The 12730-nt window shown below is 43.5% G+C and carries 15 protein-coding genes; 4 read left to right on the forward strand and 11 right to left on the reverse strand.

The window, feature by feature from the left end:
• Window positions 1–35 precede the first annotated feature (35 nt).
• The 3 genes from FN961_RS09385 to FN961_RS09395 all read right to left on the reverse strand — a co-directional run bounded on the left by FN961_RS09385 (window position 36) and on the right by FN961_RS09395 (window position 3067).
• Complete coding sequence (locus FN961_RS09385) at window positions 36–1016, reverse strand: DMT family transporter (protein WP_143564313.1); 981 nt, start codon at window positions 1014–1016, stop codon at window positions 36–38.
• 41 nt (window positions 1017–1057) lie between these two features.
• Entirely contained in the window at window positions 1058–1837 is a 780-nt protein-coding gene (locus FN961_RS09390; protein ID WP_143564314.1) for a maleate cis-trans isomerase family protein, read from the reverse strand.
• 63 nt (window positions 1838–1900) lie between these two features.
• Window positions 1901–3067 carry a M24 family metallopeptidase gene (locus FN961_RS09395; protein WP_143564316.1) on the reverse strand — a complete coding sequence of 389 codons (1167 nt, stop codon included), beginning with the start codon at window positions 3065–3067 and terminating at the stop codon, window positions 1901–1903.
• Between the two features lie 342 nt (window positions 3068–3409).
• Between FN961_RS09395 and FN961_RS09400 the strand changes: the two genes are divergently transcribed.
• The 4 genes from FN961_RS09400 to FN961_RS09415 all read left to right on the forward strand — a co-directional run bounded on the left by FN961_RS09400 (window position 3410) and on the right by FN961_RS09415 (window position 7050).
• Complete coding sequence (locus FN961_RS09400; protein ID WP_143564318.1) at window positions 3410–4090, forward strand: helix-turn-helix transcriptional regulator; 681 nt, start codon at window positions 3410–3412, stop codon at window positions 4088–4090.
• A 20-nt stretch (window positions 4091–4110) separates the two neighbouring features.
• The gene (locus FN961_RS09405; RefSeq protein ID WP_143564319.1) at window positions 4111–4500 is read left to right on the forward strand and encodes a RidA family protein; all 390 of its coding nucleotides are present in this window, start codon (window positions 4111–4113) and stop codon (window positions 4498–4500) included.
• 238 nt (window positions 4501–4738) lie between these two features.
• Window positions 4739–5917 carry a diaminopropionate ammonia-lyase gene (locus FN961_RS09410; RefSeq protein ID WP_143564321.1) on the forward strand — a complete coding sequence of 393 codons (1179 nt, stop codon included), beginning with the start codon at window positions 4739–4741 and terminating at the stop codon, window positions 5915–5917.
• 191 nt (window positions 5918–6108) lie between these two features.
• On the forward strand, window positions 6109–7050 hold the full coding sequence (locus FN961_RS09415; protein WP_143564322.1) for a YeiH family protein: 942 nt from the start codon (window positions 6109–6111) through the stop codon (window positions 7048–7050).
• An 89-nt stretch (window positions 7051–7139) separates the two neighbouring features.
• On the opposite strand, the gene FN961_RS25815 is transcribed toward FN961_RS09415, so the two are convergent.
• The 8 genes from FN961_RS25815 to FN961_RS09450 all read right to left on the reverse strand — a co-directional run bounded on the left by FN961_RS25815 (window position 7140) and on the right by FN961_RS09450 (window position 12718).
• Window positions 7140–7289 carry a hypothetical protein gene (locus FN961_RS25815; protein ID WP_185972765.1) on the reverse strand — a complete coding sequence of 50 codons (150 nt, stop codon included), beginning with the start codon at window positions 7287–7289 and terminating at the stop codon, window positions 7140–7142.
• Between the two features lie 190 nt (window positions 7290–7479).
• A complete protein-coding gene (locus FN961_RS09420) occupies window positions 7480–8163 on the reverse strand; it encodes a DJ-1/PfpI family protein (protein WP_143564326.1) in 684 nt (227 codons plus the stop codon).
• A 114-nt stretch (window positions 8164–8277) separates the two neighbouring features.
• Window positions 8278–8937, reverse strand: coding sequence for a paraquat-inducible protein A (locus FN961_RS09425; protein ID WP_143564327.1), 660 nt, complete (start codon window positions 8935–8937; stop codon window positions 8278–8280).
• A 105-nt stretch (window positions 8938–9042) separates the two neighbouring features.
• Entirely contained in the window at window positions 9043–10221 is a 1179-nt protein-coding gene (locus FN961_RS09430; RefSeq protein ID WP_144039998.1) for a cyclic di-GMP phosphodiesterase, read from the reverse strand.
• 223 nt (window positions 10222–10444) lie between these two features.
• Window positions 10445–10687 carry a hypothetical protein gene (locus tag FN961_RS09435; protein WP_229814649.1) on the reverse strand — a complete coding sequence of 81 codons (243 nt, stop codon included), beginning with the start codon at window positions 10685–10687 and terminating at the stop codon, window positions 10445–10447.
• Window positions 10687–11424 (reverse strand): DNA-binding protein, encoded by a 738-nt coding sequence (locus FN961_RS09440; protein WP_144040000.1) that lies wholly within the window; start codon window positions 11422–11424, stop codon window positions 10687–10689. The genes FN961_RS09435 and FN961_RS09440 overlap by 1 nt, the downstream gene beginning before the upstream one ends.
• Window positions 11425–11459: 35 nt before the next feature.
• On the reverse strand, window positions 11460–12005 hold the full coding sequence (locus tag FN961_RS09445; protein WP_143564328.1) for a core component of ECF transporter: 546 nt from the start codon (window positions 12003–12005) through the stop codon (window positions 11460–11462).
• Between the two features lie 38 nt (window positions 12006–12043).
• Window positions 12044–12718, reverse strand: coding sequence for an energy-coupling factor transporter transmembrane component T (locus FN961_RS09450; protein ID WP_143564329.1), 675 nt, complete (start codon window positions 12716–12718; stop codon window positions 12044–12046).
• Between the last annotated feature and the right edge of the window lie 12 nt (window positions 12719–12730).

Genomic DNA, 12730 nt, shown 5'->3' on the forward strand with positions numbered 1-12730 from the left:
TAACATTAATTTAATTTACTTACTGAATTAATCAGTTACTGACTGCGGCACGGCTTAGGCATTTTTGGTATTTCCAGTTCTACTGGCTTATCCAACTTCTTACTACCTAACTTCATGAAGGCAATCATTGAAGTGATAACGACTGCGATAGCAACGAGACGCATTGGTGTTACCTGCTCACCTAGAGCAAATACTGCTAGGATGAATGAAGACAGTGGCATTAGGTTTAACGCCATGCCGGTACCATCAACACCTACACGCTCCATACCGTAGATGTACACTAGGTAGCTCATACCTGAGATACAGACACCTAAGATAACGATGCACAGAATACGCAGTGGTGAGCTGAACACGTTCAATGCAGAGCTGAAATCAGCGCCAACAACGAACAAGTACAAACCAAAGCCTAATGATGCAAACACAAACTGGTGGAACATGGTCGCAACCGATCCATACTTTTCAGCGAGCTTGGCACGAGCGTAAGCCATACAAGCAAAACTTGCTGCTGAGCCGAAACAGATTAGGTGACCAATGTTGAAGCCCTTCGTCTCAGACTGTGGGTCCATCACCAGAATTGCCACACCGAGGAAAGCACCCAGTGCACACATGATTTGCATGACAGTGAAACGCTCACCGTGACGTAAAAAGCCAACACTTAAGATAAGGATTGGGATTAAACCCTGAATAACACCGTTTTCTGAAGCGGTAATATAATCCAATGACAAAAATGATAAGAAACTGAATGAACCTTGGCCGATGATGCCGCAACATGCCGCCCAAAAGATATCGTCACGATTTTTCCAGTTAAGCTTAAAATCGGTTTTCTTTTTCATCTTGCCGCTGGCAAGACCAATATTGAACACTAAACCTAAGGTGATAAAAGCAACCGTGTAACGCAACCAAACTAAAACTTGTGGATCCATAACCTCAAGAATGGGTGTCCCAACAATCCAAGGGATACCCCACAACAAACCAACGAAAATTGCAGCCAACCAACCTTTCTGTGTATTAGTCATTATCATTCTTCCTAACAGTGGTGTATCTGGTGCAAATAGCGTTAAGCTACTTGATCATTAAGTAATTTTCCGAAGCCGGGACATGTGGCAACTTTGCCGGTCAAATGCATTGCGTGCCAGAACATGGCTGAGTTACTGCATACAACTGGAATGCCGAATTTTGCTTCAATCTCTTCGATATAATCTAAAACACGTAGGTTGGTGCATGACATGAAAACCAATTCAGCGTCTGAATCTTTCAACATCAATTCCAGCGCTTCGAACATGGATTCCTTCGATACCAAGGTGATATCGGTATCGCGCTCTATTCCTAATGAACCTAGTGTCACTACATCAAAGTCGGCATCGGTTAGCTGCTGGTAAAGAGGGTAGTTAACACTGGTTGGGTAAGGTGAGAACACCGCAATTTTTTGTGCATTTAGATGTTTAAACGCCGCTTTAGCTGCTGTCCAAGGATTCGTCGCTGGAATGTCACCGCGGTTTTTAGTCAGCAGTTCAGCCACTTTTTCTTGACCGATAATGATTGACGCTGATGTACAACCAAATGCCATCACATCCATGGTTAAACCCGTTGCAATCAAATCAGATGCATCGCTGATCCCGGTAGCAATTTCATCAAGCGCTTCTGGCGTCATTTCACTTGAGTAGTACACACGAGAGCTAAACACTCCGGCTTGTGTACCTAGCAACTTAGCCCAATCCATTTCAAGGCTGTGATCCGTACTTAGCTGTACTAACCCTATGTGTACGCGATTAATTCTTGGCGCCTGCTTGTGTGCTAGCGGCTGTTCAAACGATGTAAATGCTTCAAAACTCATCATAATGAGATGCTCTTAAGTAATGATTTCTTTGGTCCCCTCCAAAGAAATCAATGGCTATTAAAATTATTTGATAATCAGTAGTTCAGGTTCTGCACGCTTACTTAGCCACTCAGCACCATTTTCGGTAATCACGATATTCTCTTCATGCACCATAGACTTACCCGGTGCGTAAACCATGCCAGGCTCAAGTGTCATCACCATGCCTGGTTTCAATACGGTATTATCAGTCGCGGTATTTGATGGACGTTCTGTTAGCTCGATACCTAAGCCATGACCAAGACGACCTACGTCATTTCCTAATGCACCATTCGCTTCTAGTACTTGCCACATTGCGTTATAGATATCTGAAGTGGTGTTACCTGGACGTGCCGCAGCAAAGCCCATAGTTGTCGCTTCATAAGTCGCACGGTAAGCCGCTTTGGTCTGCTCGCTTGCATGGCCAAAAGCCCAGTTACGGTCGAAATCAGAGAAATAACCGTCACGCACAGCACCAGTATCGATAATCAACACGTCACCATCTTCGATGATGCGATCCGTTGGTCCCATGATGATACTGTCGTAACCATCTTGGCCTGAGCCTGCGATGATGTATGGACATTCATCAGCGCCTTCAATCAACATGTCGATACCAAACTGCTTACAGATTTGACGCTCTGTCATGCCCGCTTTGGCGTAACCTGGGATCTTGTCAAAGCCCACATTAGTAATGCGGCAAATTTCACGTACTTTTTCAATTTCAGTCACTGACTTAACTTGACGGATATCGTGAATAGCTAAAGAAACGTCAACAAACTCTTTGCTTACTAACGTCGTCAACTGTAGATAGTTACTGACTGGCATACGTAGGTGAGATTCGATGCCTAAGGTTGCACCGACTCGGCCAAAACGTGATGGTAGGCTATTAAGCACACTCGCAACGATACTGATACCGTCGTCGTCTGGGCGTGGTGATGCCCAAGTATGAATATCTTCAACCCAAGTACTTGCCATGCCGCTGGCACCAATTTCAGGAATAACCGCAATTGGCTTACCTTCAGCAGGTAAGATTAAGAACCAAGGACGCGTAGGACTGTGCCAGAACTGGGTGTGGAAACCTGAAAAATAGCGCACATTGGGCTCAGTCGTTAATAGGATGGCGTCAACTTCTAGTTCACGCATCTTTTGTTGAGCTTTAGTCGCTCGCATTTCAAACTCAGCTGTTGTAAATCCACGCTGCAATATGCTTTTCATTTTTATCTCCACATCTCACACAACTGGCCTATTTGCCAAAAGGTCACTAAAGTGACCGGAAAATCAATTCTAGTTAACTATCGTTAACTTGGTGAGCATAGTACTGTTTGCAGAATATAAAAACGTGATCTAGATCTTGCAGTTAAAATTTGTTAACTGAAAAATAGGATCTAAGCGAAAGAAACATGACCAAAGTCAAATATTGTTAACTAAAACTAAAATCAACTTGCATTAAATCGCTATAAAACGTTCCATAGTTATATAAAGTTAACTTTAGACTTGAATTGAAAAGTATAACAGTTGACAATAACGGCATCTAAAGTTCACAAAAAGTAACCCTAAATGACTAAAACGACTGAACATACATACAGAAATGAATTCACTCAAAGCGATCGAGAGTTATTAGAAGGTTACTTTCGCTTAGCAGAAAGCATGGCGGATCTGATTGGTCCCCATTGTGAAGTGGTGATCCACTCTTTAGAGAATTTTGAACAATCAGTCGTGAAAATTGTAAATGGACACCACACAGGCCGTAAGGTCGGTTCTCCCATTACAGATTTAGGCTTAAAGATGTTGCGCCTTTATGAGCAAACCGGAGAGGTAACCCCTAAAAGTTATTTCAGCAATAACAAGGGTGGCGCAATGCTGAAATCGAGCACCTGTATTCTTACTGGCTCAGATGACAAAGCGATTGGGATGTTTTGCGTAAACATGAATTTGTCGCATCCATTTCCGGAGATCATAAAAACCTTAATGCCGGATATGTCTCAACATCAGAGTTTTGATATGACTGAAAACTTCAGTGCATCAGCTGGTGACGTGGTTGAGCAAGCGTTAACTCATGCGGTATCAGAGGTTAATGCAGATCCTAGCGTTAACCTTAAAGGGCATAACAAAGCTATTACCAAGATATTGTTTGATAACGGTATTTTCGAATTAAAAGAAGCAACCAATATCGTTGCTAACCATTTAAGTATTACCAAACATGCGGTGTACAAATACATCCGTGAATTTAAATCCTAATGATCAGAGAAGACAAAACAATGAAAACTGTAATCCATACACAAGATGCTCCTGCTGCCATTGGTCCATACTCTCAAGCACTTGCTTTTGACAAATTGGTATTCACCTCAGGCCAGCTTCCTCTGGATCCAGCGACAATGGCATTTGTAGAAGGTGGTATCAAAGAGCAAGCTTATCAATCTTTGAAAAACCTTAAAGCAGTACTAGAGCAAGCAGGCGCTGGCATCGATAGCGTTCTGAAAACAACTTGTTTCCTAGCTGATATGGAAGATTTCATCGCGTTCAATGAAGTATACACAGAAGTATTCGGCACAGATGCTGCGCCAGCTCGCTCATGTGTACAAGCAGCTCGTCTTCCAAAAGATGCGCTTGTAGAAGTTGAAGCTATCGCCTTCATTAACCTAAATTAAGCAGTTGAATCACGGATAGTAGCGCACCTCCTTGATTCACTTGGTTATATGAAAAGATGATTCATCACCAATAAGGTGACAGCACGTCTTTTCATTACACCAATTAAATCAGATAACTACACTCTTATCTCGTGCCGAACTGCCCAATCTAGGATTAAGTAATTAAACTCTGGCCATTTCCAACATTAAATGGAAATAGCCAGCAGTTCTCTTTTATACATAATTTATAGTGATTACCATGCTAAAGCTGACTCAAAATGCATTCTTTAACGGCGAAACTTCTGCTCTGTTTACAGCTCAAGTCGCTGAACAAACTCGTCAATTCCATCAGCAGATTGAAGCTTACCAGCCAACACCGCTGATCTCTTTAGCGCAGTTAGCAGCACGCTTGGGCGTTAAAGCTATTCTGGTAAAAGATGAATCACACCGCTTTGGTTTGAACGCCTTTAAAGTACTCGGCGGTTCATACGCTCTAGGTCAGCAATTAGCTGAGCACTTAGGTGTGGATATCACTGATATTGATATGAAAACAGTGGCAGCCAAACTTAGCGAACCGCTCGTTTTTGCTACTGCAACAGCCGGTAATCATGGAACAGGTGTCGCGTGGGCTGCACGTGAAATGGGCCAAAAAGCTGTTGTTTACATGCCAAAAGGTTCATCACAAGCCAGTGTTGATCGCATTAGAAATCTAGGTGCTGAGTGTATCGTCACCGATTGCAATTATGACGACACTGTCCGTATTGCTAACCAAACAGCCGCTGAAAATTCATGGATGTTAGTGCAAGACACTGCATGGGAAGGTTATGAGAAAATCCCAACATGGATCTCTCAAGGTTATATGACCATGGCTGTCGAAGCCCAAGAGCAAGCTGTTGAAATGGGACTTAACCCAACACATTTAATGCTACAAGCAGGTGTTGGCGCTATGGCCGGTGGTATTCTTGGCTACTTCGCCGATAAATTAGGTGCGGCTAATTTCAGCACCATTATCGCAGAGCCAAGCAAAGCAGATTGCATCTATCGTTCTGGCGAAAAAGGCGAAATGGTTGCAGTGACAGGTAGCCTGAACTCAATCATGGCTGGTTTGGCGTGTGGCGAACCTAACCCGATCACTTGGCCTATTCTTAAGCAGTGCAGCAGTTTCTTTGCCTCTGTCGATGATCAAGTCACAGCAACAGGTATGCGTGTTCTAGGTAATCCGTTAAACGGTGACACTAAAATCATCAGCGGTGAATCAGGCGCGTTAACCTTAGGCCTGCTGTATATGCTTGCTAGCCACGAAGAATTCGCACAACAAAAAGAGCTACTCGGACTAAACCAAGATTCTGTTGTTATGTTATTTAGCACTGAGGGTGACACTAACCCAATACGCTACAGACAGATTGTTTGGGAAGGTGCATTAAGCACCGCTAACTAATTTATACCCATACTTAAATAATGATAATCCCCCTATATAAGAAACCGCCTAACCAGCGGTTTTTTATTATCTATTCACAATAGAGATTAAGTAAAATTGACTCTACAGCTAAAAGAAATTGAATTTAATAAATCTATTATCACTCTATAATAGTGTCATCATTGCCTAACTTATGGCTGTTCTGCGCCTAGATGAATTTATTTACCGACAAGACACAAAGAAACCATCTGCTACTCTTTGTTGTGATTGGCGCACTTTGCCTATTACCTCAAGTATCTTCACCGATCGCCTTGGTTCTGGGCTTTACGTTAGCCAGCCTAGGTTTGGTTCCTACAAATATTGATCTTGGCACGTTAACCAAGAAGCTCTTGTCTTACTCCATTATCGGGCTTGGTTTCGGTATCCATCTGCAAACCGCAATAACAGTCAGTTTAGATAACCTGCCGCTCATCCTAGGCTCAATAATCTTCACCTTAGTGTTAGGATTTGTACTCACTAAAGCGCTCAAGTTCGATGCCAAAACAGGTCACCTGATTTCAGCTGGCACAGCGATTTGTGGCGGTAGTGCGATTGCAGCGGTATCGCCAGCCATCAACGCAAAAAGCGAGCAAACCGCCATCGCGCTGGCAACCATATTTATCCTTAACTCAATCGCCCTATTCCTGTTTCCGGCCTTGGGGCATCTGTTGTCAATGAGCCAGTATGATTTTGGCGTTTGGAGTGCAATTGCCATTCATGACACATCTTCTGTCGTCGGCGCTGCATCCGCCTATGGTGAAGAGGCACTCGTCACAGCAACCACCATCAAGTTAGCTCGTGCATTATGGATCATTCCCATCGCCCTCATCAGTGCCATTATCTTTGGTGGGGATAAGAAACGCATCACTATTCCCTACTTCATCGGCTTCTACTGTTTGGCCATCGCCATCGCTCACTTTCTACCTCAAGGACAAGCTGCCTATGAGGTGATATTCGACCTGTCTAAACGCGCTTTGGTTCTTTGTCTGTTTTTAATCGGAGCAGGGATAACGGTTAAAAAGATGCGCGCAGCTGGCATCAAACCTCTCGCATTAGGGGTGATGTTATGGCTAGCAATCGGCATTAGTTCACTGCTTTATATTTTGTATCTATAAAATAATAGAGCAGGATGATGAGAGTGGGTTTTAGTATTGAATTGGGCGGGATCTAGAATAACGACAGCGGAGTGTAGACTGAGCTTGAGCTAGGACACGGGATCTGATTTCATTCCAAGTACGATCCAGAGCAAACATCCAAAGGCTATTAGATCGATAAGCGCACGAGTTAATCCACTGGTCAGCAGAGAAGCCGCAACGAATACAGTACAAGATAAAACAATTAACCACTTCTTCATGTCAGCCCTCCAGCTGGTTAGACTCCTTTACTTTGGATCTAACTCATAAAACGCCACTTAGTGGCTTAAATAGAGATGCGAAGTAGCTCTATTATCTATTTGAAGGGGCATTATTTCTTATATATGGGTTATTTCACAAATACTCGTTTTTAATAACAAATAGCTATAACAGCTAAGGGAGGCATTTCGATTAGATCTCAACGGCATAGGGATCTTTGGCTGAATCATCATTCCAATGGTATTCCGTTAACCTTTCGATGCGTCTAGCTTCGTCGTCACCGCGTAGCTGTCGCACATAAAATAACGCGGCATCTGTTCCAGCAGAAACACCTGAAGAGGTCAAAAACTTACCTTCATCGACCCAACGCGCACTTGGCTGCCAATGCACCTTATTCGATAAGCTCATCACCCATTGATAGGCCATTTTATTGGTGGTGGCACTGACACCGTCTAACACCCCAGCTTTGGCCAATAATGCTGAACCAGTGCAGATAGAAAACACCTTGTTTGATACCGCAGCCTGAGCGTTAAGCCAGCTAAGCAGCGTTGCATCCTCCACCAGCGAACGAGTGCCTAAGCCACCAGGAACGATAAAGAGATCGCAAGGTGTGACTTGCTCCATCGATACATCGGTCACCACCCTAGGTCCTTGATAGCTTCTGATGATGGATTTAGCTCCCACTAGCTTAATCTGCACATTCTTCATGTGACCCAGCATCTCAACCGGCCCATGTAGATCCAGTGTTTCATAGTCATCGAACACTAAAGCCAATATTTGCAAAGGTTTCTCCTGAGTCGCGGCTAACAGTTGTGGTGCCAACATGACGCCGACTAAAGCGACGCTTCCAGCGGCTAAAAAATCACGACGTTTCATATCGTTCTCTATCTATAAGTAATACCAATATCATAAGCATTAAACTCAATTAAATACTTAAGCACCCACAAACTTGTGAGTTCCTACCGACCAAAGGAAAAAATGGGAGCTGACTCATGCCTCTTTTGATTGAGGTAACCCGAGCTCTGGTTCTTCCACTCTGGCCTTAACCAGATAAGTGCTAAAAATAGAAAACAAGCAGTAAGCGGTGAAATAGTAGAAGCCGACCTCAAAGTTAGCCGAGGTTTTAAGCAGCTCTCCCATTCCAGCCGACGCATTACCGGCCATATAAGTCACAATAAGGGCGACCACAAAAACATCGGCCATCGACCACTTGCTTATCATGGAAGTAAAACGGGTAATAGCTTGTCGAAACGATGCTGTAATGGGGAGTTGCTGTAACAACATTAAGCTGAGCTTTAGCACAGGAATAATAATGCTGAATAGCATCACCAACGTAGCAACTGGCGCATTGCCCGACTTAAACAGCTCCTCCACGGTGCCCCAGATACTACGGGTCTTCTGAAAAACTTCGACTTCACCCTTTATATCATTGAGTCCTAACATGTCACTGAACATGGAAAGCATGCCCATGGTGCTGCCATTCGCTGAGTTATCACCCAGGCTTGTTGCCAGTTGGTCAATGCCCGCTTTAGTCAGCTCTGACTTTTCAATTGAGCCACTGATACTCAAAATCGGTTGGGTCACACCAGGGATCAATAACGCCAGAGAGATAAATAAAATGATAACGGTAAAAATGCGATTTTTTGACAAGAGAAACACCTGAATTGAGCCGAAATGAAAGTAAATGATATCAACTTTCGGCTCATAAGACGAAAAACGTCAGTAAAAGATGAAGTTCCCTTTAAATATAAGATCTTAGTAAAATGGTGAGCAATCGACTTCCAGATTACAGGGTGATAACCCCCGTTCTATGTGCGCCTCACTTTTAAGTAAGTCAACGAAAGCAACCTCTATATAACGTTTATTTTTTAACGAATAGAAACACTTAAGCATTGGATTTAAAGTATCTCTTCCCTTCGAATCCCATACAATTCCAACTCGGCCATCAGAAAGTTCCACCAAAGACCCCACAGGGTAAACACCAATACAACGAATAAACTGATAAACCAGATCTGCATCAAGATGAAAAGGCGCTAAACTGAGTAACACTTTAAACGCAGCAGCCGGACTCATTGAGTCCTTGTAGCAACGTTTAGCCGTCAGAGCATCGAAAATATCAACAATACAGCTCATGCGTCCATGGATTGGAATGTTATCGCCCTTTAATCCATTCGGATAACCGCTACCATCAAGCTTTTCGTGGTGCATAAGACAAACATCTTTACTGATCTGAGACATCCCACAGGCCTTACTCATAGCATCAATGGCAAAGGCCTGATGCAATTTCATATGCTCGAACTCTGTCTCGGTAAGTTTTCCAGGTTTGTGCAATACACTATCTGCAACTTGGACTTTACCTATATCGTGTAAAATCCCACCCACGGCCATCTGCCTAAGCTGGTCTTTATCAAGATTGAGGTATTGCCCAAAAGTGATTAATAAGAAAGCCACATTAACGGAATGTTCGAGCAGATAGGCATCCTTGTTTCTCAACGCTGACACGCACTTGAGCGCATCAGAGTCGAGTAGTACCGACTTGATCATATTATCCGCTAGTTCCTCAAAAGGAGCGATTTCAATCGCTTTACCTTCGAAGGTTTCAGTCAAGACTTTAGCCAGTAAGCTTTTAGCTTCAGTAAGGAGGTTTTTGGCCTTTTTTTGCGAAGTTTCTCTTGAAACTGGAGACTTACTTACAGCTAAGGGAATCAAGGTGACTTTATCGGGTTTATCCGTTACAACAGAGCGTTCGAGATCAACCCATACATGTTTAATACCGTTTTTCAGCAGCTTTTTGATCGCTTCAGTATCTTTGATCTGCCCTGCATTTGTAATGGTCACTTGTTCATTACAATCAATGCTTGTGACAAACATTCCAACTTTTAACTTAGAAACATGAAATTTAATATGAGCATTAGACTCTACCAACCCCACCATATATAAAAAATCTCCAAAGTAGATAACAAGAGTAAGCATTTATCTGTCACCCATAAATACTTGGGGAGAGGGGCTGGCTTACCTGATTTAACATTTGCTCAGAAGATTACACACTATCGATATTAAACCTATTAATATTTTAATGAAAAACCATTAAAATCAAAGACTAACAATTATTTAACAGCAAGAGATGTATGTACGCAACATATCACTTAAACCCGTTTTATACTTTAACCAGCCACAGCTGAGGTTCATTTGTACACTCCATGCCGTCAGCTAACCAGCGTCTATTCATGCAGTTATAACAAGAGATTGGCGTATCATCTATCTGCTCATCCTCATCATCGGGTATAAAGAATCCACACTCGCTAGCACAAGCACGTGAAGCGGGTTCGTCATCAACACCAAATTTAAAACGATAAACCTGTCCATCAAACTCAAAATGACTACTCATTCTGTCCATCATTAATACGCCTTCAGGTGTTTTTTCAGCGCATTACACCAACGCTGCTCATGTTGATAAACGAGTAATGCAAACTGATGGCGACAATAGATTGCCTTAACTTTTTGGCTCAAGTGTACGGTCTCACTCAAATCCAATACCTCTCCTTCTAAGTTAATCACCATACCTAAACCTGTACGTTCCAGCAGTTCAGCGACACTGATAGCTATCCCCTCTTCACACTCCTCTTGACCTAGGTTTATCTGACCTTTCACTCGGCCATCATGCCCATATAAACGTAAACCAAGCCCCGCGAGGGCACCGATCACTCCTTGGCCAGTGCCGCCGTGTTCAGTCAAATCAACACCGAGTCGCTCAGCCAAATCATAAGCTTGCTCTTTCGTCTTCACCTCTTTTTTAGTGGCTAAACCAAAGTCAATCAAGGCCTGACGGTCGAACTCAGTATCTAGAGCAATAATCGCCAAGCCTGGATCTGAAGCGGGTGCGCTCTGTTCCAATAGGTGGGCTACCGCAACCTGCTTTATCTCAGCAAGAGAAGCTCTGCTCTCCAGTTGAAAACACATGGCGCTGTTATGGGATGTGTAGGGAATATCCGGATGGACAAACAGCTGATGTCGGGTCACCCAACACAGCTGAACCTTATGCTCAGACAGAAGGCTGGCAATCTCTTCAGCGATCTCTCCGGTGCCTTTAGTGCCAATGTCATCTGTATCATCGATACAGATCAACCAAGATTTCAGTGGAGCTATAGTCATCTTTTGTTCCTAGAAAACGTTTATTTTATTTCTTCATTAAAGAGAAGGTCGTGTGCTCTTAAGCGATTCAATACCGGCGGTACCATTAGGGCAGCCAAAAGCGTGAAAGCGCCCCCTCTGAGCATGCTTAATCCAAACTGCACTAAGGCCACTTGTATGGTCATTCCCATTAATAGGTTTTCCACCCACACCTTTGCAGCCCAAGCAAAGCACCCTACCAAACCAACGACAACACAGCGCCACTTTAACGTCAGCAAACCTGCAAACAGCATCATGCTCAGATCCATTGCTAGCGCCGGTAAACCAAATTTAATCAAGATTAGCGGCCCACCTTTACCGACACTCAACATCATGGCGACTAACCCAGATAGGAAGCCGCAAGCGGTAATACTGCCGACACGACCAACCACCCCATAACAAATGAGATAGAAAAAGGTCATTAAAAACATAGAATGCCCAGCGACACCGAGCTTGAGGCGCAGCATGCTCTTTAAGGCCACCAGTAACGTGGCGCAAAAGCCGATAAAAAGTGCATCTTGTAAACTAAAATTGAAAACTTTACGCATAACATTCTTCTTTAAATGAGTTAGGTCACTAGCTAATGCTAGCGCCAATGAGTGGTTTTTTTATGTTTGCCAAAATGACGTAATTGAGCCGCCATCGCGGTTTGTTTAGATAGCTTTAATAACTGAATCAGTAGAGGGAAAATCACGCAATGGATCAATTCAGACCAGTTTCTAGGATCTTTCAACGCCTTCGGCGTAATACGTGCTCCGCGTAAACATTGAATTTGGTATATCTCACGAACTTCTCTCGTCATGGTCGGCAATAAACTCAATGACGCCGCAATCACAAACGCCCATTTAGCAGGCAGTATCCACGTCAGTACTTCGCCTATTTTTTCCGGTCGACAGGTAACCGATAACCACCAGCCTGGAATAAATGCCATTAATACCCTAAGTACAACGGTAGCCCCTTCAAGCAGTTGATCTTTACCGTGCATCAAGTAATACAGGCTTAACGTGATCACCAACTGAGCCAGAAAAACTCGCCCTATTACCCAGAAATCACCACGGCGATAAACACCGTGAATAATCAAACCGAGATTGCAGATAATGAGTCCGAACAGGTACTGTGTTGCGATAAAAAAAGCCGCACTAGACAAGACAAGGGCTAAGATGAGCCCTGTGGCAGTCCAACCAATACCCTTGCCGCTCTTGATGACAGTATTCGCGCCGTTAACCGAGTTGCGACAATGCCGACCTCCGCTAGTTTTCATCAATCAAATCCA

Origin of the sequence: Shewanella hanedai (assembly GCF_007197645.1) — a bacterium.
GTDB lineage: Bacteria > Pseudomonadota > Gammaproteobacteria > Enterobacterales > Shewanellaceae > Shewanella > Shewanella hanedai.